Consider the following 26,901-nt stretch of genomic DNA (forward strand, 5'->3'; position numbering starts at 1 on the left):
ATTAACCTCCAAAAATAATACGACGCGCCGCAAACACTGACGTCATGATGAGTACCGCACGAATAAAACCGAACACCCAATCAAAGCTGATTTGTTCCTCAAAGCTGAAGTCACCAAAGAACGGCACAGGGAGCACGAAAGAAGGGCGCTTGGCACTGGATAAGTCGAGGTCACCAAACGAGTTCACAAAGTTGTCGATGGTGTTGTGTTTAAGATCATCTAACTGACCGGACACCAAACCACCTAAACCATCGGGATAGCCCGACTCATAAAAGCCAGTACAACTTTGGGACTCGATACACGTACCACCCGTACCTGCGCCAGACGTATCTGTGTTTGCGATACCGTCTAAGGTGTCAGAAATACCGGAAACTTCATCCGCGATACCATCCATTGCGCCTGCAATTTTCTCTACGTCGTCACCCACACCATTAACGGCATTGGTGTTCTTGTTCATGGCCGTGGTGATGTCAGCATTCGCTTGTTGGATAAGGGCCTTAGTGTTTTCGTAAATCTTGTTGTCGTTGATTTGCTGCTTTTGAATGGCTTGCGTGTTGGTGACCATCGACGCATTCAGCGCAATGATTTGGTTTTGAACGTCAGCACTGGCTTGATTGATGTCGATGTTCATGTCATTCAGGGCTTTGTTGACGTCCTTATTCATCCCAGTAATGGCTTTCAGAACTGCCGTGTCTGTCGATTCATCGGTGTCAGGCTCTTCCACGTCTGGCTCACTGTCGGTATCCGGTGGATTCACCGTATTGGTTGAGTCGTCAGGTAATACGCTAGGGTCTTCGATGTCACCTGTCGGGTCGTCAGGTTCATGAATGGGGTCATCAGGAATAATAGGGGTGTCAGGGCCATCTTTACCCCAGAAGAGTGTGCCGCCTTCACACTGATTGCCTTTGAACTGGAACGTTCCATGACAGATTGTGTTTTGTGTCCATTCGCCAGAATCAACGCCCGTACACAGCGTGGTATCACTAGGAATGCGTTCTAGTTCGCATCGGGTTGCACCAAAGTCGCCATAGCATGCCCCAGTAACTTGTTCACCGTAGACGTACGCCAGCCATTGAAGCAGCTTGGTTTCATCAATAGATTTTTTGAACTGGCAAGCGTCCATACAGGTGCCGTCAGGGTTTTCACCATACTCACAGGCAGGAACGATAGGTTCGCAGGTGACACTGTCACCATCCTCTATCATTTCATAGTCAGCTGGACACTTAGCAGTATCATGACGGAACCATACAGTTTGAATTTTCGGGAAAGAAGAGCTGTCGGTATTACACATTATACGTAAGCCGAACTCATCGCTATCCATGTAACATGACTTAGTGGAGAAGTCTTTGTATCGAACAAACTTATTTTCATAACAAGAGACATAAGAATAAGGATTAACTCTCATCCCCCTAGACAGCTTACAGTCGGGATAAGCGATAACATCTCTCACAGCGTAAGTAGGTTGAGCTGCGCTTGCATGCCATGACAGGAACAAGCACGAAAACAGAAGCAAAAAGAGTGATTTATTCACGTTTTCACCATTAAAAAAGGGGACCGAAGCCCCCTTATCCTCTAAAGTTTTGGCTGGCCACGTATCCGGCAATGCCACCCAAAAGCACAAAGACGATGAGTTGGACATCGTGGAGAACGGCCAACATAAACTTAAGCCTTGTTCACAGCACGCTTAGCAAGAGTGATGGATTTGTAAGCCATAGTAATGCCGACAATCACCAGACCAGCCGCGCCGATTTTGGTTGCCACACCAGATAAGTCGATAGCGGAGAACGGGTCAGCGGCACCACCTTCCGCCGCCATAGCAGGGACAGAAAGCACCGCAACAGTGACGGTTGCCGCCGCTTGTTTACCGAACTTTTTAAGCGCGTTTAGACGTTTCATAACAGATTCCTCAAAGTAGTTTTATTAAACGTATTGCCATTTTGATGGCGTAAGTTGAGAGATATCCGCCAACGAACACCAAGGTGAAACCCAAGCCGAACGCTTGAGATATCTCTCCTGGAGTCAGCTGTGTGTAGCTCATTAACGTGTCATATTCTTGAGCCGTGACCATGACATAACCACTGCATGAAGCCGCTTCAATGTCAGGAACGACAGCGAGAAAACCGTCCGCGTTAGGTAAAGCACACACAGGCATAACGAAATTCCTTATTTAGCCTTTAACGAGGCTTCAAAATGTTTCTTGATGTCGTCATCCACAGGGATGAGTTCTGTCACAATGGCACCTGCCAATGGATCGTCTGGGTTAATCTCCAAACGCAATTGGTATTCACGGCGAGGAACGAGGGCGCCCGTACGTTCAAGTAATAGGGCGTATTGATGATCAATCATCAACGGTTGGTCCCACTGTGGATTCACATCACCGGATTCACCGATAGTGCGGCGTTTGAATTTCTCTGAGTTGATTTCACGTAGAGGACGCGACACGTTCAGTTGAGCACTGTCACCACGTGCTGAGTTCCAAGTGATATCCATGCCAAGTACAAAAACGGATTTAGCCATTTGTTAAGTCTCCAATATGTGAGTCACCAACTTGCCGTAGGTATCGGGGAAGGTGAATTTCGTTCCATCACGGACAAGGGAACCGACCACGGTTTCAATGTCGCCCTCATGGAACTCGATAAGTGAATTAAGGATTTTCCCGTACTGGCGACGCATCCAATGCGCAGAGGCCAACAGGTCTAACGCCGCGCGTTTAGTCGGGACAGGTTTGGTATTGAATTTCTTAGCGGTAGAAATAGACGCAGCGAAATCATTGAGCGCGGCATACGCGCCAGCCGGATTCAGCAACACATCAACATTCCATTTTTTAAGCTCAACTTCAGAGCGATACCAGACAAGACCCGTGTTCGCGAGTTTCTGCTCAAGCGCCTTGTTGTAGATACGCCAGTAAATGCGCGAGGTACGCGAACCAATCGAGTATTGCTCTTTGGTGTAAATCGGTTTGCCATCTTTGCCGATGCTGGCAATGGTCATATCTTCATGAAGCACAGGGCCACGACCACGTTCTGCGGTGCGGAAACAGTCGTCACGCCACGCCTTGTAAGCGTATTCGCAATCAAAAATGCCGTCGTAATCGTCATAGGCCAAGTCAACACGCGCCAGAGTTTGCACACCAAGGACATTAGTCAGCCAGTCATGCAGCGACCACGTAGGACGACGGGCAAATACATGCTTGCATCCCGTTCCGTTGATTTGGAAATGCACCGTGTCATTGTTACCGCCGATACCAACGAAGCCGCAGAAGTCCTCACCATCTGGCGAAGTCAGTTTCATGGATTCGGTGTAGAACTGAAAACCCAAACCGCGAGGTGCAGACAGCGACAGACCAAGCACTTGATTGGTGAAGATGCGCAAGCAGTCTTCCAAATAGTTGCGATAGCAGATATCAAAGGCTTTGTTGTACGCTTCAATGTCTTCAGACGTCTTAGCGACCGTCGGATTAAACACAGGTGGAGCAGGGAACTTAGGTGCACGACAGTGACGCTGTAACAGTCCTGGTTTGGCAAAGCCTTTGTATTCTTCATGCTTGTGCAATCGACGAACGGCATCATGACAATGACGTAAGTCTTTCACAGCAAACGTAAAACACAGGTAATCAATATGAACGCTTTGCTCATCGAACTTTTTGAGGATGTTAGTTGCGGTAGTCATCAAACACCCCCAAATTGATACGTTGTTCAACGGTCGTGTTGGTGATGGACACCAACTCATAAGAAGCGAACTGAGACGAAGCCCAAGACTCAAGATGAGACATGGATTTAAGCAAATCCCATTCGTCGGAACCTTTGACCAACACAGAAACCGTGTAGTCAGGCAGCAAGTCGTAATAGATGATTTGAGCTTCGTTCATGAGCACTGAGCCTCCAATGTTGGAGTACCAAAGCTGAGTGGCGAACGAAACCAAGTTAAAATCGGCAGGGCGCTGATATTCAGTTCAAGCGGTACGGTGTCGTTCTTAGCCTGTTTAGCTTGCAAACAAGCAAGGATTTCAGTGACAGCGTCACCAGAAAATAAAATCCCGTTAGACAAAGACTTACCAATGCGATGTACGCCAAGTTTCTTGAGATAGCGACGAATCCATTTGGTTGGAGTTGGCATTGAACGGGAAACTGAGCGAACCATCAGAACGCCTTGATTGAGTTCAAAGCGCAGAGAGCCGATGAACTGAGCTCGTGATTGGTTAGCGGATTTCTTTACGGACTGATTAACGCGTTTAACGGATTCTTGCTGTTGTTCGTGTTGAAGACGACGCTGTTCAAGACGAGCATGAAAGGCTTTTTGCTCAGCAGCGCGTTTGAGTTCGTTAAAGTAGTGATGACATTGAATGGCGAACTCAGTGAGTTGGCCGTCATCATCATACATAGATTGATTCAGGTGCTTACGGAAGAACACGCCAGTAAGTCGAGGACTAAGCGCACATTCATTTTCGATAAGGGATTTGATTTGTTCCGTAAGCATAATGACACCTGACCAATTGCGATTTATGGCAATCGTAGTTGCGAAGAATGGCAACTGCAAGATGCGATTTATGGCAACTTTGTGGCTACAATGAGAAGAAATGGAGGTTCTTATGTACACAGCTGAACTAATTAACGCCTACAAAAAGGCGAAAAACTACGTACAAGATAAGCAGGTTGCGCACGATTTGAATCTAGACCCGCCGAAGATTAGTAAAATTCGCAAAGGTGTTAGACAACTTACTGATGAAGAAGCAGTTTTTCTAGCACACGGCGCAGGTATAGACCCGGAGATTGCGTTGCTAGGATGTCACGCTGATCGCAATGAAAACCCAGCTATAAAAAGCATGTGGGAAAGCATTGCAAAAAAGTATAACGGACTTGGATTATCAAGCATTTCAATGGTTTGTGCCGGATTGGCTTTAGTGATTGCAAGTCCACAGGAACCACTATTACAGTGCGCATTATATGTGTTATGTTAAATTATATATCGCCGTACGCTAAATATTATCTGAGTATGCTCCTATTCCCTTGCAGATTTTAAATTTAAGGGCTTTAGCATTAAACATAATGGTTATTTACCATAAAATACTTAATATAGATCTTAATAATCTATCGATTGTTAAGATCTATATTAACGCCTTTTTACTTATTGAAATGACTGTATAGCTTCAAAGATATCTTGTCTTCTAACTGGCTTGGAAATGAATCCGTCCATACCGGCATCCAGGCATTTATCTCTATCGCTTTCTAGCGCATGTGCAGTTAACGCTATAATTGGGGTCCTGAGACCTTTATCTCGAATAAGTCTTGTTGCGGTAATTCCATCCATCACTGGCATCGAGACATCCATGAGAATCAAATCGATTAAATCCTCATTCTCTTCTAAAAATGTTAATGCCTCTGCTCCATGGCTTGCGATATGAACATTATGGCCAAGCTTATTTAAGATAAGCTTTATTACGAACTGATTCGATTCGGTATCTTCTACGACGAGAAGTTCCATTGCTTTTGTCGGTTGATTGGTTTCGATTCTAACTGGACGATTTTGATTACAACGAGTCAAAACTGGAATCGAAATCGTAAAGGTTGAACCAACATGCTCATCACTTTTAACGGCAATCTTTCCACGCATCATTTCGACTAAATGCTTGGTTATTGCGAGCCCCAGTCCTGTACCACCGAAGCGTCTCGTGATGGAACGGTCTCCTTGATGAAATGCCGTAAACAAATGCTCTTGCTTTGCTTTAGATATACCAATTCCAGTGTCAGATATTGAGATCACAAGTTCAGCATCTTGCTCAGATACAGAAACTTTTACTTCACCTTCGTCTGTAAACTTTATTGCATTCCCTATTAGATTAAACAGAATTTGAGATAACCGCGTGGAGTCAATCCAAAATTGTTTGTCATTAGTGACAGTACAGTTGAGCTTGAATTTAAGATTTTTCTTCTTAGCTATTTGTTTTTGCTGAGAAATAACAAAAGTGACAGTGTCTCTTAAGTTAATCCATTGTTCATTGAGCTGAAAGCGACCTGACTCGATTTTAGAAAGATCAAGAATGTCACTGATTATCGCGAGAAGTAACTCTGCAGAGCACTCCATTTGGCTCAAAGCATCAATTTGTTCTTCTGACAAGGTTGATTGCTTCAGTATATCTAGCATTCCAAGAACGGAATTTAAAGGGGTTCTTATTTCATGACTCATCATCGCTAAGAACTCCGACTTAGACCGGTTCGCAAGCTCTGCTTCTTCTCTTGCTTTAGCGAGCTGAGTTGTTCTTACTTCAACGATACGTTGTAACTTCTCTTTGGTCTCGATATCAATGACCGCCCTTTCAATTAAGGGACGAAACCGCCTCAAGGTTTCCTTATTCTCTATGCTAAAGTGCCCTTTCTGAGCTCCAATAAGTAGGATTACGGTTTGCGTTACTTCTGAACGTATACCAGTTAAAACGACCGAGTTTACATGGCTTTTTATAAAGCTGTTTAAGTTAACAAACTCAGCGAGTTTATCTGGCTCGAACAGTAGAATGCATTCACCATTGAGAGCTCTTTGATAGGTGTTACCGTGTAACCAGGATACATTATCAAATACGCTATTAGTTGATATCAATGTCTTGAAGGGATATCGTTCACCATCACGAGTCAGTACAATAAAATCATCGAAGTTGATGTACTTTTTGAGGACATTGTTTAATCCCGTAAATATCTCATGCCGATTCTTTGCCTCACTCATCGCAGATATCGCGGAAAGAATGGCCTTGTTTTCATCGGCGAGTAGTCGTTCTCTTTGTCTAGCCTGCTTTAGCTCAACTAACGCTTCTTGAAGCGCTTCCTGTTGATATATGTCTAAGTATTTATCTTTCATAAGGTTTATGGAATATAGCCGATGAAATCATCAGGTTTCCATGTCCATTCTCACCACCAATAAATCTACCTTGCTCGCCGAAAGTAAAAGGGCAAATAAAAGGCAAATGTTCTAGTTCTTGGTTAATTTGTTCACAAACGCTATTCATGTCTTGCATTAAGTGCAACATGGGACCTGCGCAAAAGATATTTATCACTCCAATTTTTCGAGACTCTTCTAATTTTTGGTTAAAAGCGGCATTGACGACTTTTGCAGCGCGCGCAACGAGATGCTCACGACTTCCTTTCATTAATGTGAGCTCGTCACCCTCTTCTATTCGTGTAAACAACTCGATTCCACCATCTTGCGTCTCACGGATCGGATGGGATAACTTGTAATATGGGCGATCATAGAGATGACCTGCGATCCGCCCTAATGGATAAGCACTCGAGTTTGTAAACAGCATATTATCTTTACCTACTTGGTTATCCTGGTGATTTGTCCACCTTCTATAAACATTGAGCGCAGGTTCGTTATCAATTTCAAGTAAGCATCTATCGTTGGTCTTGGTTGCAACACCTTTGATATTAGTTGGTGTATGTCCAGCGCTAAAAGCGATATCAACAGGTTGAGAGGAGTAAAAGAGAGTTAAGCTTAAACCTGAAGTTTGAGAACCTTGGGCGGTTATCACAGACCATTTCCCAGCGATGTTATTATCAGCGGCCGAACCACCAATAATTGGAATTAGAGTTCCAAATCTTTCATCTATAGACGCAATGATTGATTCCTCTTGCCCTGGTGTAGCATGAAGTAGAATTAAGTTTGGTACCTCTCCTACACGGTTTGCGTTCTCAAGGGCCATATCCAAAGCCTTGGTGACGCTGTCACCTGAGTTGTGATTAGAAATACCAGTACCATAAGCATGAGGACCTGTATCATAAACAGCAAGTGCCGCAATTACTGGGCCTGTATGAAAGCCCTGATCTGTCATTACGGCTTGACATGAACTGGCGCCATGAAAAGGCACACCAGGAAAATGCGCAAGAAACGCTTCTCGAATCAACTCGAAATTGTATTCTTCCGTGTAGTAACACATCACGTAAGACAAGTTCTGTTGTGTCAATTCGGACCTGAGCGTTTTTATCGCTGAGTCTTCATCTTTAATATGAGTAAAAACTGATTGGCAATGCATACGATTTTATAATTGGATATCACTCTGCTGTTATACCATTCCAACCAATTTTCTCTAGGTAAGAAGGTGTTAATTTCATTAATAAGTTACGATTATCTCGTGATAGATCGTATTTATAATTGAACTACAACAATGTTTTCACCTTTTTTAAAGGTGATTTTTTTCGATTCAGGCATGATGTCCCATTCTACTGACTTATGCTTTTCGTTGAGATTGATAAAATTACCAGATTGATTTAGATCAATTTTTAGAGTGCTACTTTCTGTCGTTTCGAGCGAAATTCCCATTGAGTCACGATTAATCGTGATTATTTCTCCTTCAATTGTTACATCGCATCGTTCTTTTTGTGAACAGTCAACGCTATTAACACTCTCGTGTGTAAAGGTACGCCAGAAAAATGCGCTTATTAAAACACTGAGCATGATTAAGATTTGTGCAAGTCGCGCCTTTGTTAACTTTTGTGCAGGCATAATTACTAATATCCTTGTTACAAACTTCAAACTTTTTAAATAAAAAATGATTTCCAGAGGTCCAGTAAGGTTACTACCCTGTCATTGAATTGTTAATTCAAGTATAGTGTCACGCTGAAAATGCCACTTTTTATTAAAGTCAGCAATGGAAATAAGGTGATGATAACACTTGAATTCTAGAGTTTACTTGGGTGGTGTTACGACGCAAGTCGTGTTGGAAGTAAAAGTGTAGTTAATTAGAAATTGGAAGCATGCAAATGAGCCAAGTAAAGCAGCTTGAACAAAACTACAACTATACAGTCGTTCGCCAATTTACCCTTGTGACCATTTTATGGGGCATAGTTGGTATGGCTGTTGGTGTTTTGATTGCCGCTCAATTAGTTTGGCCACAGCTAAACTTTGATACGCCGTGGTTGACGTACAGTCGCTTACGTCCACTGCATACTAATGCGGTAATTTTTGCGTTTGGTACCAGTGCTCTGTTCGCAACGTCTTATTATGTTGTACAGCGCACATGTCAAACACGTCTTTTTGGTGGCCCACTAGTTGCCTTCACCTTTTGGGGTTGGCAAGCAATCATCCTGGCAGCAGCCATTACTTTGCCTCTCGGTTTAACATCGGGTAAAGAGTATGCTGAGCTAGAATGGCCTATTGATATCGCAATTGCGCTAGTATGGGTATCATATGCGGTGGTGTTCTTCGGCACACTAGTGAAGCGAAACACGTCACATATTTATGTGGCAAACTGGTTCTTCGGTGCCTTTATTATCACAGTAGCAGTACTTCACATCGTGAACAGCATGGCTATTCCTGTGTCACTTGGTAAATCTTACTCGATTTACTCGGGCGCAGTGGATGCGATGGTTCAGTGGTGGTATGGACACAATGCGGTAGGTTTCCTACTGACCGCTGGTTTCCTAGGTATGATGTACTACTTCGTTCCTAAACAAGCTGAACGTCCTGTTTATTCTTACCGTCTATCTATCGTTCACTTCTGGGCACTTATTTCTCTATATATTTGGGCAGGCCCTCACCACCTTCATTATACAGCGCTACCAGACTGGACTCAGTCTCTAGGTATGGTTATGTCGCTGGTTCTATTTGCTCCTTCTTGGGGTGGTATGATCAACGGTATTATGACGTTATCTGGTGCATGGCATAAGCTTCGTTATGACCCTATCCTACGTTTCCTAATCGTTTCACTGTCGTTCTACGGCATGTCTACCTTTGAAGGCCCGATGATGTCGATTAAGACGGTTAACGCACTTTCTCACTACACAGACTGGACCATTGGTCACGTTCACTCTGGTGCGTTAGGTTGGGTTGCGATGGTCTCTATCGGCTCTGTATATCACTTGGTACCTCGCCTATTTGGCCAAGAGCGTATGTACTCTGTTGGTCTAGTTAATGTGCATTTCTGGCTAGCAACAATCGGTACCGTTCTTTACATCGTTGCGATGTGGATCTCTGGTGTAATGCAAGGTCTTATGTGGCGCGCGGTTAACTCTGACGGTACGCTAACTTACAGCTTTGTTGAGTCTGTAGAAGCGTCTTATCCGTTCTACTTTGTACGTTTCCTAGGCGGATTTATCTTCCTATCAGGTATGTTCCTAATGGCATACAACACGTACAAAACGGTAAGTGCACCTAAAGAAAGCCTAAAAGCTATCCCACATCCGGCATAAGGAGATTTAAGAATGAGTAATAATTCTAATAATCGCCATGAAATCTTAGAACGTAATGTCGGTTTGTTGGCTATTTTTATCGTGTTTGCTATCAGTTGGGGTGCTCTTGTAGAGATCACTCCTCTGATTTTCCAAAAGCAAACGACTGAACCTGTAGAAAATCTGCGCGCTTACACTCCTTTGGAGATGGAAGGCCGTGATATCTACATCCGTGAAGGTTGTAACGTCTGTCACAGCCAGATGGTTCGTCCTTTCCGCTCAGAGACTGAACGTTACGGTCACTACTCTGTTGCTGGTGAGAGTGTTTGGGAACACCCATTCCTTTGGGGCTCTAAGCGTACAGGCCCGGATTTAGCTCGTGTTGGTGGTCGTTATTCTGACGAATGGCACCGTGTTCACCTGTTAGATCCTCGTGAGCTTGTACCTGAGTCAAACATGCCAGGTTTCCCGTGGCTAGCTGAAAACGTTTTAGACGGTAAGCTAACTCAGAAGAAACTTGAGCTATTTCGTGATCAGTTCGGCGTTCCATACACTGATGAAGAGATCGCGAATTCGGCTAAAGAAGTAGAAGGTAAAACAGAGATGGATGCAATCATCGCTTACCTTCAGTCTCTTGGTCATGCAATGAAGTAAGGGGATCATATGGATTTCGGTACAATTCATAGTATTTATACCGTTGTACTCTTCGCTAGTTTTATTGGCATCGTATGGTGGGCATTTAGTAAAAAGCGTAAAGCACGCTTTGAAGAAGATGCCAACTTGGTGTTTGCTGACGAAGAACAAAAGACCCCTAATAACCAAGGAGTGAAGAAGTAATGACTACATTCTGGAGTCTCTGGATTATCGTGATTACTGTCGGTACGCTAGTAGGCTGTGCGATTCTCCTGACTTGGTGCGCTAAAGATAAAATGGGCGTCGAGGAAGGGGAAGACATGGGCCACGAGTACGATGGTATTCGCGAGCTAAACAACCCTCTACCAAAGTGGTGGACTTACCTGTTTGTAAGCACATTTGTGTTCGCAGCAGTTTACCTTGCCCTATTCCCAGGTCTAGGTAGCTTCAAGGGCTTTTTAAACTGGCAGAGTTCGGCTCAAACCGTTCGCTCACTAGAAGAGTCAAAAGAAGCCATCGCTGCAGCACAAGAGAACAAGCAACTAAACCAATATGCAAAAGAACTGGATGATGCCGACGCTTACTTCGGCGAAGCATTCCGTAAACTTGCGCACAATGACAGTGGTCTACGCCCAATTCCTGAAATTGCGCAAGATCCTGAAGCATTAAAAGTTGGTCAGCGTTTGTTTTTGCAAAACTGTTCTCAATGCCATGGCTCTGATGCACGTGGTCAGAAAGGCTTCCCTAACCTGACTGATGATGCATGGCTATATGGTGGCGAGCCAGCAGCGATCGTTACAACCATCATGCACGGCCGTATTGGTCAAATGCCAGCATGGAAAGATGCCCTTGGTGAGCAAGGTGTTCAAGAAGTTGTAAGTTACACACTTAGTCTATCTGGTCGTAAAGTAAATGCTCGTGAAGCCGCGGCAGGTAAAGCACGCTTCGTAGTGTGTGCAGCTTGTCATGGTACCGATGGTAAGGGTAACCCTGCAGTCGGTGCGCCTGACCTTACAGACCAAGACTGGTTATTTGGTGACTCTCGTGCAGCTGTAACAGAAACCGTAATGAACGGACGCTCAGGCGTAATGCCTGCGTGGAAAGACATTTTGGGTGAAGATAAAGTTCAGCTCGTTGCCTCATATGTCTGGAGTTTAAGTAACTCAGAGAGTAAGTAACTGAGATATTACGTAACATAGCAATAACAGCCCCTTTCATAGGGGCTGTCTTTCCTTTAAATTTAACGCCTTACATTTTTTCATTTAGCTGTTGAGAACTTTTTTATGGTAAAGCCTTGGTATAAACAATTTTGGCCGTGGTTCCTAATCATCCTTCCTCTTACTGTCGTAGTTTGGACTGTGATTACTGTGGTCGTTTTCTCGAACAACTCTGTTTCTTTAGTCGCCGAGGATTACTATAAAAAAGGCAAAGGCATTAATATCGACATTAGTAAAATGAATGTCGCTCGTGACCTAGGTCTTAACGCTGAGATTTCCTCTGAAAATAACAATGTTGTGATTGTTTTCGCTAAAGGGAAGCTACCTCATTACCCTGCTCTAACGGCCACTTTCACTCATCGTACTCTTCCTGATCGTGACTTCACAAAGCTTGTAACAGCGGATGCATCTGGTAATTACCGACTAAAAGCTGAGGAATCTATTCAAGGACCATGGTTTGTTGAACTACAACCACACGACAAGCAATGGATGATCCAAGGTAAAGTTGAGTTTCCTGCCTCTTCAACACCGTTAATGAAGTAAGCATATGTGTAAATCCTGTTATCACTGCGGTGAAGATGTACCAGCCAACACGGATTTCAAAGTAGAAATATTGGGTGAAATTCGCGACATGTGTTGTCCGGGCTGCGAAACTGTGGCGCAGACTATTGTCGATAGTGGTCTTGTATCATATTACCAATACCGCACTGCGCCTGCAGAAAAGGCAGACCTAGTACCAGAGCAACTCCAAGCTTTAATTCATTATGACAATGCGGATGTACAATCTGAATTCGTACGAAATCGCGAAAATGTTTCTGAAGTAACCCTTTCTTTGGAAGGCGTTTCATGTGCCGCTTGTGCGTGGTTAATCGAAAAGCAAGTTTCTAATACGGCCGGGTTGGTATCTATCCGTGTTAATACAACCACCAATCGAGCGTTACTAGCCTGGGATAAAACTCAGGTACGGTTAAGCGAGCTCCTTTCCGTTATTCATAAACTTGGTTACAAAGCTGCACCTTTTGAAGCAGATAAGCAAGAAGCCTCTTACCATCGAATGATGAAGCAATATCTATATCGGCTAGGTATTGCAGGTTTAGCAACCATGCAGGTCATGATGCTCGCCGTTGCACTGTATCTCGAAGTCTTTGGTGATTTAGAGCCAGAGTTTAAAAGTTACTTTCGTTGGGTAAGTTTGATTTTTGCTACTCCTGTTTTGCTTTATTCCGCTCTTCCATTTTACTTAAACGCATGGCGCAGTATCAAAGGCCGAACCCTTGGTATGGATGTCCCGGTTTCTATTGCGTTGATCTTTGCCTATGTTGCAAGTTTAGTTGCAACAGTAACTGAACAAGGCGAAGTCTTCTTTGAATCTATCTCGATGTTTACCTTCTTTTTGTTAGTAGGTCGATTCTTAGAGATGCGCGCTCGTCGCAAAGCTGCTGCAGCGAGTGGTAACCTTCTTAAGTTGATTCCGGCAATTGCTACAACGCTGGACGGTGATCAGATACCCGTGAAGACGCTAAAAGTTGGCGATCGTATTCGCGTTCTACCTGGTGAACATATCCCCGCTGACGGTAAAGTTATTTCAGGCCGTATTCATATTGATGAATCCATGCTAACGGGTGAGTCAGTGCATGTTGTGAAACGAGAAGGCGATATTGTTTATGCGGGAACGCTAAACGGAGACGAATCATTTGAACTTGAGGTAGTAAGCTCAAAGGCCGATTCAATGATTTCTAACATCGTGCGTTTACAAGATGAAGCTCAACACTCCAAACCTAAAATTGCGGAAATTGCAGACATTGTCGCCCGTTACTTTGTTGGTGTGATTCTTATTATCTCTGCTGGTACTTGGTTTTACTGGCATCAAACAAAACCAGATGATGCGTTTTGGATCATGCTGTCTGTGCTAGTCGCTACGTGTCCATGTGCGCTATCTCTGGCCACACCGACCGCACTCACTTGTGCTACCTCTAGAATGGGTAATTTTGGCATTTTACTTCGTAAAGGCCATGTGTTTGAGACATTATGTAAGATCAACCACTTAGTTGTAGATAAAACAGGCACTCTAACGAAAGGTGATATTGAGATCTGTGATACAAAAGTGTTGAGTGATCTTCCAAAAGAAGATTGTCTCTCTCTAGCCGCAGCATTAGAAGCTCATGCAAACCATCCTATCGCTCGCTCTTTTGCAAGTTACGCCAATGATGACTTTATCGTGTCTGATGTGCAAAACGTGATTGGGTCAGGGATTGAAGGGATATGGAATGGCAAAATCGTTAAGATAGGCAGTGCGGCTTTTGTTCAAGGCAAAGAAAGTGGTGAAAGCCAGGCGGTCTATCTGTCGGTTGATGGCAAGCATGTCGCTAGCTTTTACTACCGCGACCCTATCCGAAAAGAAAGCAAAGCCTTTATTCAACGTTTTGCTGACGCTGGAATTAAGACAACCCTGCTAACTGGTGATTCTCTCTCAAACGCCCAACCAGTGGCGAATGAAATTGGTATCGATCACATCGTCGCGTCAGCAAAGCCAGAAGATAAGCTTGCATACCTTAAGAGCTTGGACGAAAACAGTATCACTATGATGGTTGGTGATGGAATCAATGACGCGCCGACTCTCGCCGGAGCTCACCTTTCTGTCGCAATGGGCGGTGGTACAGATGTCGCTAAAGCTTCTGCAGATATGACGTTACTTGGGGATAATCTCGAAAAGCTACTAGAAGCACGTTTGCTTGCACTGCGTACAAGAAAGATTATTCGAGAAAACTTGGCTTGGTCTTTGGGTTACAACCTGTTAATTTTGCCTTTGGCGGTCGCAGGTTTAGTGGCTCCCTACATTGCAGTAGTTGGCATGTCTGCAAGCTCAATTATCGTTGTATCTAACTCTTTGCGCCTGCTCAAAGAGAAATAAGTAGAGAAAGCAAACATGGAAAGTCTTTATATATTGATTCCCATCGCTATCGTTCTCGTTTGTGTTGCTGTCGCCGTTTTTCTTTGGGCGGTAAGAAGCGATCAGTTTGAAGATCTTGAACGGCAAGGGCACAACATTCTTCTCGACGAAGAAGACCAATCTAATAGTGATAAAAAGTAGCGACCTTTATGACTCCTGATTTTATCGGTGCGTTGATGATCGGCTTAGTAGGAGCCGGTCATTGTATGGGTATGTGTGGTGGTATCGCGTCTCTGCTTACCATGGGCTCTTCTGCTAAAAATAAAACCACCCCTCTTATCCCCCTCTTCTACAACCTCGGACGATTGATCAGTTATACCTTAATAGGAGCATTAGTGGGTGGTGCTATATCAGGTTTATCTGAGCTTAGTGGGTTAACGCATTCTCTTGCTTGGTTAAGGCTGATTGCTGCGTTATTCATGATTCTGGTCGCGCTGTATATTGCTAAATGGTGGCAAGGCTTACTTTTAATAGAAAAGCTAGGGCAGTATATCTGGCGCTTTATCTCGCCGGCAGGGAAGAATCTGTTGCCACTAAAGCATCCTCTTCACGCGTTGCCATTTGGCTTTATTTGGGGTTGGTTACCATGTGGCTTAGTTTATTCAGCGCTTACTTGGTCGGCGGTTTCTGGTAGTGCGATGAACGGCGGCCTAATTATGCTTGCGTTTGGGCTCGGAACACTACCTGCAATGCTTATTATTGGATACGGTGCCAATCATTTTCAGAAATTACAAAAATCATTAATATTTAGAAATATTTCAGCATTAGTCCTTATTGGCTATGGTACGTATACCGCTGTAGGAGCCTTAGCGTTACTCGGTTTCATATAACGTTAAACTCTATTGAGGTGACATTTTTGCTACCCTTTAAGATTAAGCGATGCTAAAATATTGATGTATATCAAATAGTGAAAGGTTGTTATGATTTCTGAAAAACCTGCAACAAAGCGTATCCAATCAGGCGGTTGCGCCATTCATTGCCAAGATTGTAGCATTAGTCAACTGTGTATCCCGTTCACTCTAAATGAGGCAGAACTTGATCAGCTTGACCAAATCATCGAACGTAAGAAGCCTATTCAAAAAGGACAAGAGCTTTTTAAGGCCGGTGATGAGCTAAAATCGCTATACGCTATCCGCTCTGGTACCATCAAGAGCTATACGATCACAGAGCAAGGTGATGAGCAAATCACAGCGTTTCACTTAGCTGGAGACTTAGTCGGTTTCGATGCTATCACTGGTGACTCCCACCCTAGCTTTGCTCAAGCACTCGAAACGTCGATGGTATGTGAAATCCCATACGAAATTTTAGACGATCTATCGGGTAAAATGCCTAAGCTTCGCCAGCAAATCATGCGTTTGATGAGTAACGAAATTAAAGGTGATCAGGAAATGATTTTGCTTCTTTCTAAAAAGAACGCAGAAGAGCGACTAGCTGCTTTCCTTTACAACCTATCAACGCGTTTTTCTCAGCGTGGCTTCAGCCCTAGAGAGTTTCGTTTAACTATGACTCGTGGTGATATTGGCAACTACCTTGGTCTTACAGTCGAAACGATCAGTCGTTTGTTAGGTCGTTTCCAGAAATCTGAGATCCTAAGCGTAAAAGGTAAATATATCACTATCTTAGACCACGATGCATTGATGGAACTTGCTGGTGTAACTAAAGAATAATACACCCTAATTATTGATGTAGCTCGAAAATGAGCTACATCATATTTCTCATAAATTCCTTTCGAAAGTCCTCAAAAAGTTCTCCAAACTAAGCTACAGTAAAAATGTACGGTGAGTACTCCAAAATACTGATTTAATTTACATTCAGAATCTGGTTTTGCAATAGAAGTGGGCTTAGTTATGAGTATATACAGTAAGATCCTTGTTGTAGCTGACATCAATAATGATGAGCAGCCCGCACTTGCAAGAGCTGTTCAATTAGCTCAGAAAAGTGTATCTAGAAGCCGAATCACTTTCTTTTTATCCATTTACGATTTCTCGTATGACATGACGTCAATGCTATCAGTGGATGAAAGAGATGCTATGCGTCGAGGTGTCATTCATCAGCGTGAGCAGTGGATGCGTAAAATTGCTCAACCATACCTAAACGATGGCTTCGACTTTGATGTTTGTGTTGTCTGGCACAACCGTCCTTATGAGGCGATTATTGCTGAAGTCTATGCAGGCAATCATGACCTAGTCATCAAAGGCACACGTAAGCATGATGTTTTAGAGTCTGTCATTTTTACACCGACAGATTGGCACTTGTTGCGAAAATGCCCTATTCCAGTGCTTCTTATTAAGAATGCTGCTTGGCCGGAACAAGCAAGTATCCTTGCCTCAGTACATGTGGGCTCAGAAAACCCGACTCATATTGATCTCAACGATACGATGGTCGAGCGATTAAAAGAAATCACCACTCGGCTTGAGGCCAAGCCATATCTTGTTAACGCCTACCCCGTTACACCGGCGAACATTACGATTGAACTTCCTGAATTTGACCCAACGACTTATACCGATGCAGTGCGAGGTCATCATTTAACGGCTATGAAAGCACTACGCCAAAAACATGGTCTTGATGAAGAACAAACGATAGTTGAGCAAGGTTTACCTGAAGATGTCATTCCGGCAGCTGCAGAGCGCTTGAATGCTGCAATGGTTATTTTAGGTACTACAGGGCGAACTGGGCTTTCTGCTGTCTTTATTGGTAATACAGCGGAGCACGTAATTGATAAAATAAATTGCGATGTGTTGGCTCTAAAACCAAAAGGCTACATTAGCCCTCTCGACCCAAATACAGCAACCTAATCTCTCCTTAGTATTGCTATGTATTGAGCGCTTTCAAATAAGCGCTAATAAATCCCCCCAATACAGGGGGATTTTTGTTTGGGAACAGTTAAAGCGTTGGGTACAAAAAAGGAGGTCTAATTGACCTCCTTTTTTACGAGTTAGATGTTCGTAACATCGATGAACATTGATTCATCAATATTCGTCGAAGAAACGACAGCCTCATTAAATTCATACTCTTCGCGGTTACCTTCACGATCTAGCGGTAAGTTAACAAAGTCGAACAATTCGCGGTCTGCTAGTTGGCTTGGGCTTACGTTTTGAATTGATTTAAAAATCGCTTCCACACGCCCTGGCGTCTTCTTATCCCATTCAATCAACATTGCTTTTATAGATTGACGCTGAAGATTCTCTTGAGAGCCACAAAGGTTACACGGAATAATTGGGAAATCCTTGTGCTCAGCGTATTTGATCAGATCTTTTTCACGACAGTAAGTCAATGGACGAATGACCACGTTACGACCATCATCAGAGCGTAGCTTTGGTGGCATCGCTTTAAGGCGAGAGCCGTGGAACATATTCAAGAACATTGTTTCGACGATGTCATCCATGTGATGACCTAGCGCAAGCTTAGTTGCACCAATCTTCTCTGCAAATGAATACAGCGTACCACGTCGCAGGCGTGAACACAGACCACAAGTGGTTTTGCCTTCTGGTACCTTCTCTTTTACGACGGAATAAGTGTCCTTATCGACAATATAGTAAGGGATATTCAGTGTTTCGAAATACTCTGGCAGAATGTGCTCAGGGAAGCCCGGTTGTTTTTGGTCTAGGTTTACCGCAACCACTTCAAATTTGATCGGTGCGGCTTTTTGAAGATTCAGCAGGATATCAAGCATCGCGAATGAATCTTTACCACCGCTAATACATGCCATCACAACATCGCCTTCTTCGATCATGTTGTAATCAGTAATGGCATTTCCAACATGTCTTCTCAGGCGTTTCTGAAGCTTGTTGAATTCTAGGGTTTCTTTTCTTGTATCTATTTGGTTCATTGCGGGCTCTCACATCGCCGATAAATCGACTAGGACTTCCTAACATGGGTTTCTTTGGGGCGTGGATTATACGAGCTTTTTACGCAGGATTAAATGCTTGTCTTATTGAGTCTTTAAGAAAAGAGTGTGAAAGATACTTTAGTTACGGTCACAACTGAAAAAAGAGCCGCAATTGCAGCCCTTTCTAAACTCTCAGTGTTCACTTCTTTGCGTTAGGCAGATAAGGTAGCACTCGCATCGTCGGTTCTGGTAGTGTCATTGTGCCACCTTGCCCTATTTCACTTAGTGCGACTTGTATCTTGCCATTGACAATTGGCTTTTCGGTTCCGTTTGAGAAAATCACTTTATCATTCAGTTGATTTGCAAACTCCATCGTCACACCTTGAACTTCCGGTGTAAACCAACCCGCAAATATACCGCCTAAATCTTCCAGCATCGTCTGCATTTGAGGTAGAAGAGGCTTAAGTTGCTCGTAAGAAACGTTACCCTGTAATGGTTCTTTGGTCATCACGACAAGTGAGTAATCGCAACGTGTATCTTTTGGGGTATCGACAAAAACCAACGGATTCGCTGACTTTAAGTTTTTATCAACTGGTAAAGGCAACTCTTGTGAAGCAGGGATAACAAACTCTTCATAGTGCTCTTCTTTTTCCATCCAAGCTTTTTCTATCGTACAAATTTGTTTAGTTTTTGCGTCCACAAAAAAGACACCAACTTTCACATCGTCATGCCCTTCTTTATTGTTGTTTTTTAGTTGAGTATATAACTTTGAGTACGTGAACATGTACTCTTGAGCTTGGGTTATCGGCGATGCAAGAATTAGCGCCGCACTTCCCAACAGACTTAGGCTTAACTTTTTCATTTTATCCGTTATTTTATTGCGTCCAGTAGGCGTTGTTATGACGAATCATAGCGCGAAGATCGTGTACATAGGCGATGCCACGTTCAGAATAGGCTAGCAACCCATGCGTTAACTCTGACGCGGTTGCGACCGTTAACAAGCCCTTGTTCTTTTCAGCCAGAGATGTTCTGATTTCACGCAGGTCTGCATACGCTGGGTTTCGATTAACATTCATAAAGTAGCCATGAACAGACTGTTGTACAGAATCGAATTTTTCAACTTCATGAACTTTGTTAGCGCCACGTTGCGCTGGAACAATTCCACAGCCCTTTTTATAACACCATTGGCCGAACAAGTTGTTTGCTTGAGTAGCAAAACGAGAAGTGCCCCACGCAGATTCATTTGCCGCTTGAGTTAGAACCAACGCTTCTGGTAAGACGTTCACTCTCACAAGCATCTCGTCTAGCCATGCTTGATCAATCTTATCGTTACTCAAGGGCAACGAATACAGAGATGATAACCGCTGAGCATACTCTTCTTGTTCTTGCGTCACTTGTCCCACCTTTAAAGAGGTAAGAAAGGCCCGCTCATGACGAATTCGTTGATTCTCAAGAGCAATTTTAGGCCTTAAAAAATCAAAAAAAGCAGCTTTTTTCTCTTTCGTATCTTTTATTGAATTGAAGTCTGGGATATCACCGATGTATGGCAAGTGTGATAAATCGACATGCTTAATCTTGCCAGAGAGTACGTCAGGATTTTCCACATATTTAAACTGTTTCTCGTAGTGTAAATATGGGCCTATAGAAATGAAAGTGGCGGCTATACAGGTTGCCGCCACTCGTAAACTTATTGATTTCAAAGAATTAGGCATCAAACACCTGTGAGTTACCATCGTGATCATTATCGTTTTTCTGTGTTGTAACGGTCTTAAGCTTAATTCCAAACATTTCGCGGTAGAGTATGCCTTTCAAATGGAAGAAGAATGGCAGCACAAAAATCAAGCCAATACCGTAGAACATTGCTGCAATAATAAACATTAACATCACGCCTAAGTAAAGCCCCGCGACCACAAAAATCTTCTTGTTGATTGCGCGAAGTGATAACAGCAACGCTTGCATTGGTGGCACCCTTTTCTCACAAATCAACAAAATAGAGTGACTAAATGCCAAGGAAAGATACAGCGACAGTAAAGGAAAAATCATACCAACCACACCTTGTAGCATTAAGCTCATGAGCGTTGCTAGAATAACAGGAATGGTGAACTGCAACCCCTTTCCAACATGGCGCAACTTAGTCTTCAGGCCAGCGACATGGCTCATAGCCATCAAGCTGATCCCCGCATAAATTGGTGCGCTAATCACCTCATAACTGAAATTCGCGACATAAATAGAAGACACAATATCGTTTGTGAACGACTCTGGGTTCTCAAACGCATCAAGAATAACGGTCAAATCGCCCAACTGCAGTTTTAATGCAATATAGAAAATACCTAACTGGACAAAAAGCAATACAATAATGGCAGGAGAAAATGATAAAAAGTGCTGGATGGTTGCTCGCCAAGCTTCGTTAAAAACCGCGCCAGCTTTAAGCTCGTAGTTGCCAGACAAAGCTCGCTCTACACTCCCCCCAAGATTGAAATCTTTCTCAAAATCGTCGTTCATAGTTTATCCAAGACTAACTTGTAAAATTTTGACTGGAATTCCAGTCAATTAATGTAATCGTCATTATAAAGAAATCTTTCCACATCTAACATCACAACTCACCTACAATCCTTGCAATCTCAACTGTATGGTTGATAATTAACCACTTTCAAGGTCATGAAATTGAAACAATTGTTGAACAAAGTTTAGTGCTATCAAACTGTGTCTAGATGCCAATTAATCTCATAAAAACAGTATGGTAAGGAATGATGGCTTTTTCCTGCAAAATTATTTCTGTTTCAAGATAAGAAAATGCTTTAATTTCACACTTTTGGTGATTATGATGCGCGCCTCAAAAGTGAATGGTTAGTGTCACATCAGCTGGGATAATCCCGGCTTGAACGTGGGGGAAATACAGACGTTGAACGCAAAACCGCAAGCAGGAAAGCCAGTTATTCGTTTATCTGGTATTAGTAAAAGTTTCGATGGTAAGGAAATCATCGGTAATTTAAATCTGGATGTTAATCATGGTGAATTTCTGACGATTCTCGGGCCTTCTGGTTGTGGTAAGACAACAGTTTTACGCATGATTGCAGGTTTTGAAACGGCAGATAACGGTCAAATTATTTTGGATGACCAGGATGTAACACAGGTTCCTGCAGAGCAAAGGCACGTCAACACGGTATTTCAAAGTTACGCATTGTTTCCACATATGACCGTATATGAGAATGTCGCTTTTGGTCTTCGTATGCAGAAAACGCCTACTGCGGACATTGAACCACGAGTAATGGAAGCACTGCGCATGGTGCGCCTAGAAAAAATGGCACAGCGTAAGCCTCATCAGCTTTCTGGTGGTCAGCAACAACGTATCGCCATTGCGCGTGCGGTTGTTAACAAACCAAAAGTACTGCTGCTAGATGAATCTCTATCTGCACTTGATTACAAACTGCGTAAGCAAATGCAAATTGAGCTTAAACAGCTTCAGCGTCAACTTGGTATTACCTTTATCTTCGTTACGCACGATCAGGAAGAAGCCCTATCGATGTCTGACCGCATTATTGTAATGCGCGACGGTGTTATTGAGCAGGATGGTTCTCCACGTGAGATTTACGAAGAGCCGAAGAACCTATTTGTTGCTCGCTTTATCGGTGAGATCAACGTATTCAACGCAACCATGCTAGAGCGTATCGACGAGAAACGTATCCGTGCAGAAATCGAAGGTGTCGAGTCTGTTGTTTACTACGATCAGGAAGCGCAAGCAGGTGAAAAACTGCAAGTACTACTTCGCCCAGAAGACTTACGTATCGAAGAGATCAAAGAGTCTGAAGAAAAAGGCATCGTAGGTCACGTAACAGAGCGTACCTATAAAGGTATGACGCTTGATTCAGTTATCCAATTGGATTCGGGCATGCGTGTAATGGTTAGCGAATTCTTTAACGAAGATGATCCTGATGTGGACCACTCACTTGGCCAGAAAGTCGCTATCACTTGGGTTGAGAGCTGGGAGGTAGTCCTCAATGATAAGCAAGAAGATTAATCTTCAAAACGCGATCATTACCTTAATCGTCGGTTGGCTAACACTTTTCGTGTTGGTACCAAATGTGATGATTATCGGTACGAGTTTCTTAACGCGTGATGAAGCAAACTTAATCGAAATGACATTTACTTTCGACAACTACTTACGTCTACTCGACCCCTTGTATGCGAAAGTGCTGATGCACTCGTTCTACATGGCGATTGTGGCGACGTTGTTGTGTTTAGTAATTGGTTACCCATTTGCTTACATCATAGCGAAAATGCCAGAGAAATGGCGCCCATTCATGTTGTTCTTAGTTATTGTACCTTTTTGGACAAACTCTCTTATCCGTACTTACGGCCTGAAGATTGTTCTGGGTACACAAGGTATTTTGAACAAATCATTAATGGCGATGGAAATCATCGATAAGCCATTACGTATTATGTACACCGAAACAGCAGTAATGATTGGTCTTGTGTACATCCTGCTTCCATTTATGATTCTGCCGCTTTACTCGGCAATCGAGAAGTTGGACAACACTTATATCGAGGCGGCGAAAGATCTTGGTGCGAACAAGTTCCAAACCATTACGAAAGTGATTCTACCTCTTACAATGCCTGGCATTATCGGTGGTTGTTTGTTGGTTCTGCTACCAGCACTAGGTATGTTCTACATCTCTGACCTTCTTGGTGGTGCGAAGAACCTACTGATTGGTAACGTTATTAAGAGCCAAGTATTGAACGCTCGTGACTGGCCATTTGGTGCTGCGACCAGTATCGCCCTCACCTTCGCAATGGCTGTGATGCTTTACGCTTACTACAGAGCAGGCAAACTATTGAATAAGAAAGTGGAGCTAGACTAATGGGACGCACAGTTAGATTTAGCTTTATGGCGCTGGTGTATTCATTTTTGTATCTGCCAATCATCGTCTTAATTGTTAACTCATTTAATGCCAACAAATTTGGTATGAAATGGGGTGGTTTCACCACGAAATGGTACGAAACCTTAGTAAATAACGACAGCCTAATGCAAGCTGCATGGCATTCATTGAACGTAGCGGTATTCTCAGCGACAGCAGCAACCATCATTGGTAGCTTAACGGCCGTTGCCCTATTCCGTTACTCGTTCAAAGGTAAAGGTGCGGTAAACGGCATGCTGTTTGTCGTGATGATGTCTCCCGATATTGTAATGGCGATTTCATTACTTGCTCTGTTCCTAGTATTAGGCGCACAGCTTGGCTTCTTTACACTATTGATTGCTCACATCACCTTTTGTCTACCATTCGTTGTGGTAACTGTATACAGCCGCTTAAATGGCTTTGATGTGAAAATGTTGGAAGCAGCAAAAGACCTTGGTGCAAGCGAGTGGGTTATCTTGAAACAGATCATCCTTCCTCTCGCTAAACCAGCGGTTGCCGCAGGTTGGCTATTGAGCTTTACCTTGTCTTTGGACGATGTGATCATCAGCTCGTTTGTAACGGGTCCAACATACGAAATCTTGCCATTGAAGATTTACTCAATGGTTAAGGTGGGCATTTCACCGGAAGTTAACGCCCTAGCAACGGTGATGTTGATTGTTTCTTTGGTCTTGGTAGTAATTTCTCAGTTGCTAGCAAGAGAAAAAGTGAAGTAGAATCCGCACCTGTTAACATCACGAAACAGAATGGTTACATGCCATTCTGTTTTTCTATCTATCGTCCAAAATTGGACAACGTTTGGTTTGGAGCTAACGTCAATGAAAAAATGGGCTACTCTATTAGCTGGTAGTGCATGTGCGCTTTCTCTGTTCTCTGGTACAGCGACAGCGGATGATAAAGAACTAGTATTTATGAACTGGGGTCCTTACATCAACAGTAATATCCTAGAGCAATTTACTAAAGAAACTGGCATCAAAGTGATCTACTCGACTTACGAGTCGAACGAAACTTTGTATGCAAAGCTAAAAACTCATAACCAAGGTTATGACCTAGTAGTACCTTCAACGTACTTCGTGGCGAAGATGCGTGACGAAGGCATGCTACAAAAGATCGATAAGACTAAGCTGAAAAACTTCGGCAACCTAGATAAAAACTACCTAGACAAGCCTTACGATCCAAGTAACGACTACTCTATCCCACACGTTGTTGCGATTACAGGCCTAGCGGTTAACGCAGACATGTACGATCCAAACGAGTTCCAAAGCTGGGCTGACCTATGGAAGCCTGAGCTTGAAGGTCAAGTAATGTTGATGGACGACACTCGTGAAGTGTTCCATATCGCTCTGCGTAAACTTGGCTACTCAGGTAACTCAAAAGACCCTAAGCAAATCGATGAAGCGTACGCTGAGCTACAAAAGTTGATGCCTAACGTTTTAGTTTTCAACTCTGACAACCCTGGCGCACCTTACATGTCTGGTGAAGTGGGCGTTGGTATGCTTTGGAACGGTAGCGCCGCAGCGGCACAAAGTGAAGGCCTGAACCTTAAACTCGTTTTTCCTAAAGAAGGCGGTATCGGCTGGGTTGATAACTTCGCTATCTCTTCCGGTGCGAAGAACGTAGAAGCAGCTCACAAGATGATCGACTTCTTACTGCGCCCAGAAATCGCAGAGCAAATCTCTCGTGATACTGGCTACCTAACGGCGGTGGAGGAATCGAATGCTAAGTTTAAAGACGTTGCCCCACTATTCCCTTCTCAAGAAGACCTTGACCGCGTTGAATGGCAAGATGCGGTTGGTGATCTAACCGTTAAATACGAAGATTACTTCCTCAAGCTGAAAGCGGGGCAATAATCTAGCTTGTGTAACAAGTCATCAACCATAGGAAAATAGGCAGCAATACGCTGCCTATTTTTGTCTTAGGCTGATATAATCGCGCGTTGCTAGGTTTATTTGTCTTGGTATCATAGATTTATCGTCTCATAACAAGGAGACAACGATATTCAAGCTAAATGAACATATTTGTGCTTACTGCGATTTGGCTCAACTCGATAACTCCAGCTAGTATTGACTTGTCCAATCGCGAAACAAAACGGAAAACAAATGAAAAGTAAATTCTACGCAAGCGCTCTATGTGCAGCGACGCTCATCGCTACCCCTGCAATGGCTGCTGATCAAGAACTGTATTTCTACAACTGGTCGGAATACATTCCAAACGAAGTTCTTGAAGACTTTACAAAAGAAACCGGAATCAAAGTTATTTACTCTACATACGAATCTAACGAGAGTATGTACGCAAAACTAAAAACTCAAGGTTCTGGTTACGACTTGGTAGTACCGTCTACCTATTTCGTCTCTAAAATGCGTAAAGAAGGCATGCTACAACAGATCGACAAAGAGAAATTATCTCATTTTGCCGATCTTGATACTAACTTCCTAAACAAACCGTTCGATCCGAACAACAACTACTCTATCCCATACATTTGGGGTGCGACCGGTATTGGTATCAATGCTGACATGCTAGACAAGTCATCGGTTTCTAAATGGGATGATTTCTGGGATAGCAAGTGGGAAGGTCAACTAATGCTGATGGATGATTCTCGCGAAGTATTCCACATTGCATTGACTAAGCTTGGTTACTCACCAAACACGACTAACCCAGAAGAAATCAAAGCCGCTTACGAAGAACTGAAAAAGCTAATGCCAAACGTATTAGTATTTAACTCAGACTTTCCTGCAAACCCTTACCTTGCGGGTGAAGTTTCACTAGGCATGCTTTGGAACGGTTCTGCATACATGGCTCGTCAAGAAGGCGCGAACATCGACATCATCTGGCCAGAAAAAGGCACTATCTTCTGGATGGACAGCCTAGCAATTCCAGCTGGTGCGAAGAACGTTGACGCAGCTCATAAGATGATCGATTTCCTACTACGTCCTGAGAACGCAGCTAAGATTGCACTTGAGATTGGTTATCCTACGCCAGTTAAAACGGCACACGATCTGCTACCGAAAGAATTTGCTAATGATCCAAGCATCTTCCCACCACAAGAAGTGATGGACAGCGGTACTTGGCAAGATGAAGTTGGCGAAGCGAGCGTAATGTACGATGAGTACTTCCAAAAGCTAAAAGTGAACAACTAATTCGTTAGTTTTAAAGAGATGAAAAAGCGGCTCATGAGCCGCTTTTTTGTTCTTAATGACAAGACAAAAAC

The 26,901-nt window shown here is 43.4% G+C and carries 30 protein-coding genes; 16 read left to right on the forward strand and 14 right to left on the reverse strand.

Features of this window, described 5'->3' with window-relative positions; translation table 11 throughout:
* Nucleotide 1: 1 nt before the first annotated feature.
* The 7 genes from R7Q11_RS12440 to R7Q11_RS12470 all read right to left on the reverse strand — a co-directional run bounded on the left by R7Q11_RS12440 (nt 2) and on the right by R7Q11_RS12470 (nt 4,476).
* Nucleotides 2-1,531, reverse strand: coding sequence for a methyl-accepting chemotaxis protein (locus tag R7Q11_RS12440; protein WP_225466480.1), 1,530 nt, complete (start codon nt 1,529-1,531; stop codon nt 2-4).
* A gap of 131 nt (nt 1,532-1,662) precedes the next feature.
* Nucleotides 1,663-1,896 (reverse strand): major coat protein, encoded by a 234-nt coding sequence (locus tag R7Q11_RS12445; protein WP_015975175.1) that lies wholly within the window; start codon nt 1,894-1,896, stop codon nt 1,663-1,665.
* Nucleotides 1,897-1,906: 10 nt separating this feature from the next.
* The gene (locus tag R7Q11_RS12450; protein ID WP_015975174.1) at nt 1,907-2,152 is read right to left on the reverse strand and encodes a hypothetical protein; all 246 of its coding nucleotides are present in this window, start codon (nt 2,150-2,152) and stop codon (nt 1,907-1,909) included.
* 11 nt (nt 2,153-2,163) lie between these two features.
* Nucleotides 2,164-2,517 (reverse strand): DUF1293 family protein, encoded by a 354-nt coding sequence (locus tag R7Q11_RS12455; RefSeq protein ID WP_017822035.1) that lies wholly within the window; start codon nt 2,515-2,517, stop codon nt 2,164-2,166.
* A 3-nt stretch (nt 2,518-2,520) separates the two neighbouring features.
* Entirely contained in the window at nt 2,521-3,669 is a 1,149-nt protein-coding gene (locus R7Q11_RS12460; RefSeq protein WP_258654985.1) for a replication initiation factor domain-containing protein, read from the reverse strand.
* Nucleotides 3,653-3,868, reverse strand: a complete 216-nt coding sequence (locus tag R7Q11_RS12465) for a hypothetical protein (protein WP_225466482.1) — start codon at nt 3,866-3,868, stop codon at nt 3,653-3,655. The genes R7Q11_RS12460 and R7Q11_RS12465 overlap by 17 nt, the downstream gene beginning before the upstream one ends.
* The gene (locus tag R7Q11_RS12470; protein ID WP_225466483.1) at nt 3,865-4,476 is read right to left on the reverse strand and encodes a hypothetical protein; all 612 of its coding nucleotides are present in this window, start codon (nt 4,474-4,476) and stop codon (nt 3,865-3,867) included. The genes R7Q11_RS12465 and R7Q11_RS12470 overlap by 4 nt, the downstream gene beginning before the upstream one ends.
* A 112-nt stretch (nt 4,477-4,588) precedes the next feature.
* On the opposite strand from R7Q11_RS12470, the gene R7Q11_RS12475 reads away from it, so the two are divergent.
* Complete coding sequence (locus R7Q11_RS12475) at nt 4,589-4,957, forward strand: DUF3693 domain-containing protein (protein WP_005389163.1); 369 nt, start codon at nt 4,589-4,591, stop codon at nt 4,955-4,957.
* A 167-nt stretch (nt 4,958-5,124) separates the two neighbouring features.
* On the opposite strand, the gene R7Q11_RS12480 is transcribed toward R7Q11_RS12475, so the two are convergent.
* The 3 genes from R7Q11_RS12480 to R7Q11_RS12490 all read right to left on the reverse strand — a co-directional run bounded on the left by R7Q11_RS12480 (nt 5,125) and on the right by R7Q11_RS12490 (nt 8,487).
* Entirely contained in the window at nt 5,125-6,846 is a 1,722-nt protein-coding gene (locus tag R7Q11_RS12480; protein ID WP_005377471.1) for an ATP-binding protein, read from the reverse strand.
* On the reverse strand, nt 6,836-8,017 hold the full coding sequence (locus tag R7Q11_RS12485; RefSeq protein ID WP_005377472.1) for an FIST signal transduction protein: 1,182 nt from the start codon (nt 8,015-8,017) through the stop codon (nt 6,836-6,838). The genes R7Q11_RS12480 and R7Q11_RS12485 overlap by 11 nt, the downstream gene beginning before the upstream one ends.
* Nucleotides 8,018-8,130: 113 nt before the next feature.
* Nucleotides 8,131-8,487 carry a hypothetical protein gene (locus R7Q11_RS12490; RefSeq protein ID WP_213907248.1) on the reverse strand — a complete coding sequence of 119 codons (357 nt, stop codon included), beginning with the start codon at nt 8,485-8,487 and terminating at the stop codon, nt 8,131-8,133.
* Between the two features lie 257 nt (nt 8,488-8,744).
* Between R7Q11_RS12490 and ccoN the strand changes: the two genes are divergently transcribed.
* The 10 genes from ccoN (at nt 8,745) to uspE (ending at nt 17,746) form a co-directional block, all read left to right on the forward strand.
* The gene (gene ccoN, locus R7Q11_RS12495) at nt 8,745-10,172 is read left to right on the forward strand and encodes a cytochrome-c oxidase, cbb3-type subunit I (protein WP_005396488.1); all 1,428 of its coding nucleotides are present in this window, start codon (nt 8,745-8,747) and stop codon (nt 10,170-10,172) included.
* Nucleotides 10,173-10,184: 12 nt separating this feature from the next.
* On the forward strand, nt 10,185-10,805 hold the full coding sequence (gene ccoO, locus R7Q11_RS12500; protein WP_005377475.1) for a cytochrome-c oxidase, cbb3-type subunit II: 621 nt from the start codon (nt 10,185-10,187) through the stop codon (nt 10,803-10,805).
* Between the two features lie 9 nt (nt 10,806-10,814).
* Nucleotides 10,815-10,988 carry a cbb3-type cytochrome oxidase subunit 3 gene (locus tag R7Q11_RS12505; protein ID WP_005377485.1) on the forward strand — a complete coding sequence of 58 codons (174 nt, stop codon included), beginning with the start codon at nt 10,815-10,817 and terminating at the stop codon, nt 10,986-10,988.
* Entirely contained in the window at nt 10,988-11,962 is a 975-nt protein-coding gene (gene ccoP, locus R7Q11_RS12510; protein ID WP_005377487.1) for a cytochrome-c oxidase, cbb3-type subunit III, read from the forward strand. Before R7Q11_RS12505 ends, ccoP begins: the two co-directional genes overlap by 1 nt.
* 105 nt (nt 11,963-12,067) lie before the next feature.
* Entirely contained in the window at nt 12,068-12,544 is a 477-nt protein-coding gene (locus R7Q11_RS12515; protein WP_005377489.1) for a FixH family protein, read from the forward strand.
* A 4-nt stretch (nt 12,545-12,548) separates the two neighbouring features.
* A complete protein-coding gene (locus R7Q11_RS12520) occupies nt 12,549-14,912 on the forward strand; it encodes a heavy metal translocating P-type ATPase (protein ID WP_213907247.1) in 2,364 nt (787 codons plus the stop codon).
* Between the two features lie 15 nt (nt 14,913-14,927).
* Nucleotides 14,928-15,092 carry a cbb3-type cytochrome oxidase assembly protein CcoS gene (gene ccoS / locus R7Q11_RS12525; protein WP_005377493.1) on the forward strand — a complete coding sequence of 55 codons (165 nt, stop codon included), beginning with the start codon at nt 14,928-14,930 and terminating at the stop codon, nt 15,090-15,092.
* Nucleotides 15,093-15,100: 8 nt separating this feature from the next.
* Nucleotides 15,101-15,781 (forward strand): sulfite exporter TauE/SafE family protein, encoded by a 681-nt coding sequence (locus R7Q11_RS12530; RefSeq protein ID WP_225466484.1) that lies wholly within the window; start codon nt 15,101-15,103, stop codon nt 15,779-15,781.
* A gap of 90 nt (nt 15,782-15,871) precedes the next feature.
* Nucleotides 15,872-16,618 (forward strand): FNR family transcription factor, encoded by a 747-nt coding sequence (locus tag R7Q11_RS12535; protein WP_005377497.1) that lies wholly within the window; start codon nt 15,872-15,874, stop codon nt 16,616-16,618.
* A 180-nt stretch (nt 16,619-16,798) separates the two neighbouring features.
* Nucleotides 16,799-17,746, forward strand: coding sequence for a universal stress protein UspE (gene uspE / locus R7Q11_RS12540; RefSeq protein ID WP_005377500.1), 948 nt, complete (start codon nt 16,799-16,801; stop codon nt 17,744-17,746).
* A 140-nt stretch (nt 17,747-17,886) separates the two neighbouring features.
* Here uspE and ttcA read toward each other — a convergent pair whose 3' ends face one another.
* The 4 genes from ttcA to R7Q11_RS12560 form a co-directional block, all read right to left on the reverse strand.
* Complete coding sequence (ttcA, locus tag R7Q11_RS12545) at nt 17,887-18,780, reverse strand: tRNA 2-thiocytidine(32) synthetase TtcA (protein ID WP_005377502.1); 894 nt, start codon at nt 18,778-18,780, stop codon at nt 17,887-17,889.
* A gap of 199 nt (nt 18,781-18,979) precedes the next feature.
* Nucleotides 18,980-19,642 carry a DUF2987 domain-containing protein gene (locus R7Q11_RS12550; RefSeq protein ID WP_005377504.1) on the reverse strand — a complete coding sequence of 221 codons (663 nt, stop codon included), beginning with the start codon at nt 19,640-19,642 and terminating at the stop codon, nt 18,980-18,982.
* Between the two features lie 13 nt (nt 19,643-19,655).
* On the reverse strand, nt 19,656-20,492 hold the full coding sequence (locus tag R7Q11_RS12555; protein ID WP_031778963.1) for a glucosaminidase domain-containing protein: 837 nt from the start codon (nt 20,490-20,492) through the stop codon (nt 19,656-19,658).
* Entirely contained in the window at nt 20,485-21,282 is a 798-nt protein-coding gene (locus R7Q11_RS12560; RefSeq protein WP_225466485.1) for a hypothetical protein, read from the reverse strand. Before R7Q11_RS12560 ends, R7Q11_RS12555 begins: the two co-directional genes overlap by 8 nt.
* Nucleotides 21,283-21,682: 400 nt before the next feature.
* On the opposite strand from R7Q11_RS12560, the gene potA reads away from it, so the two are divergent.
* From potA to R7Q11_RS12585, 5 genes are all read left to right on the forward strand, one after another.
* The gene (gene potA, locus R7Q11_RS12565; protein WP_017634901.1) at nt 21,683-22,798 is read left to right on the forward strand and encodes a spermidine/putrescine ABC transporter ATP-binding protein PotA; all 1,116 of its coding nucleotides are present in this window, start codon (nt 21,683-21,685) and stop codon (nt 22,796-22,798) included.
* Nucleotides 22,779-23,639 (forward strand): spermidine/putrescine ABC transporter permease PotB, encoded by an 861-nt coding sequence (gene potB, locus R7Q11_RS12570; protein ID WP_005377512.1) that lies wholly within the window; start codon nt 22,779-22,781, stop codon nt 23,637-23,639. The genes potA and potB overlap by 20 nt, the downstream gene beginning before the upstream one ends.
* On the forward strand, nt 23,639-24,409 hold the full coding sequence (potC, locus tag R7Q11_RS12575) for a spermidine/putrescine ABC transporter permease PotC (RefSeq protein ID WP_054730196.1): 771 nt from the start codon (nt 23,639-23,641) through the stop codon (nt 24,407-24,409). The genes potB and potC overlap by 1 nt, the downstream gene beginning before the upstream one ends.
* Nucleotides 24,410-24,511: 102 nt before the next feature.
* The gene (locus tag R7Q11_RS12580; protein WP_005377519.1) at nt 24,512-25,543 is read left to right on the forward strand and encodes an extracellular solute-binding protein; all 1,032 of its coding nucleotides are present in this window, start codon (nt 24,512-24,514) and stop codon (nt 25,541-25,543) included.
* A 249-nt stretch (nt 25,544-25,792) separates the two neighbouring features.
* Entirely contained in the window at nt 25,793-26,830 is a 1,038-nt protein-coding gene (locus R7Q11_RS12585) for an extracellular solute-binding protein (RefSeq protein WP_005377521.1), read from the forward strand.
* Nucleotides 26,831-26,901: the final 71 nt, after the last annotated feature.

The organism is Vibrio sp. 970 (assembly GCF_033339075.1).